The sequence below is a fragment of the Vibrio sp. Vb1574 genome (assembly GCF_033338675.1).
Map to the genome: position 1 here is coordinate 1 of NZ_JAWOTC010000234.1, position 1341 is coordinate 1341.

General features: G+C 43.4%; 1 protein-coding gene. It reads left to right on the forward strand.

The window, feature by feature from the left end:
• Positions 1 to 772: 772 nt before the first annotated feature.
• Positions 773 to 1341, forward strand: a 569-nt coding sequence (locus R7O12_RS25105) for a S8 family serine peptidase (protein ID WP_411913096.1), incomplete at its 3' end; no start/stop codon positions are given.

Consider the following 1341-nt stretch of genomic DNA (forward strand, 5'->3'; position numbering starts at 1 on the left):
AATATCCCCTTGCCAAGGGAGTGTTTTTTGTTAGAACCTTGAATCATTCCTTACTTGGCGACTTTTTGGTCATTCGGATTGTGACTATTCGAGCCGTCGAAGAATTGGGGTAGGGGTATTAAAGTCTATTTCTCCTAATGTTATATGAATTTAATGATTATTTATGTGAATGTTTGGCTGATGGTGACTTATGCATGTATAAACAACTAAAATGTTGTTTTTATGCTGATGGACAACTTTTAAGTTGTATTGGTGGCTTCTGGAAGTTATCGCAAACATCGCACTTGTTGGGCTGGTCAAATCCAGAGCATTGCTGCGTGATTAGTGCGTGAGGTACACGTTTGTCTGTTCTTCACAGCTAAATCAGAACACTTTTGCATTTATATTCATCTTAGATTTAGGTAATTGATGAAACCGCAATAAAAAACTAATGTGCTTGGAGTAATCGTTAGCTGCAGACCTAACTGATTTCTGTCCAAAAATGCGTTTAGAACGCTCTTCTCTTCCCAAATTTATGTGGCTACAGTGTTTTACCGACCAGAAACATTTTTCAGTTTTTTCAAAGAAAATAGTTAGCACCCACTCATTTTCTCACTGTTGCTATCGGTCTATTGCATGCCTTAGATGCTTTCCTTATTGGTAAATTTGTCAGTAGACTTCTATTCTAAGCTAAAAGGTTTGATGGGGGCTGAGTCGTACCCGCTGCTGTTTCATCTGGCAAATGGAGTTCCTCAGTCAAGGAAGGGACTTATCCAACACGGAGTATAGTGCCATGCATCATTCATTATCCTTGCCGATTTTATTGTTGTCGTCTGCGATTGTGCAGGCGGCAGTTCCAGAAAGCCTTGCTATACCGCAGGCTTACCTCGATAGTCATCCTCATCCCGTTCATACAGCTCCACCTTCGGCTTATGCCGTGGATCGTATTCTCGTTAAATTCCGTCCCGGTGCAGCGGCGTCTGACGTAGGGGAGTTGATGCGTGAGAGCAGAGCCAAATCGCTCAAAGTCATTTCCGGCATTGATGTGCATGTCTTGCAAGTGCCTGTTGGAACAGTGGAAGCGCAGTTAGCCCGTTTTAACCAGAACCCGAATGTGTTGTATGCAGAACCTGATATCAACCACATCCTTCAGTATGTTCCAAATGAAGGTCTCGGTGGAAGTATCTATGCTAGTGACTACTTTTCTGAGCAGTGGGCGCTCAATAATACTGGGCAAGTACATTCTACCGTGGTGAATGACCCACTATTTGGTCCGTATCTGGATGAGGCCTCTGGCTTGCCTGGTGCAGATATCAATGCTCCCGAAGCTTGGGATATGACGAAAGGTAGCTCTGCCGTCAA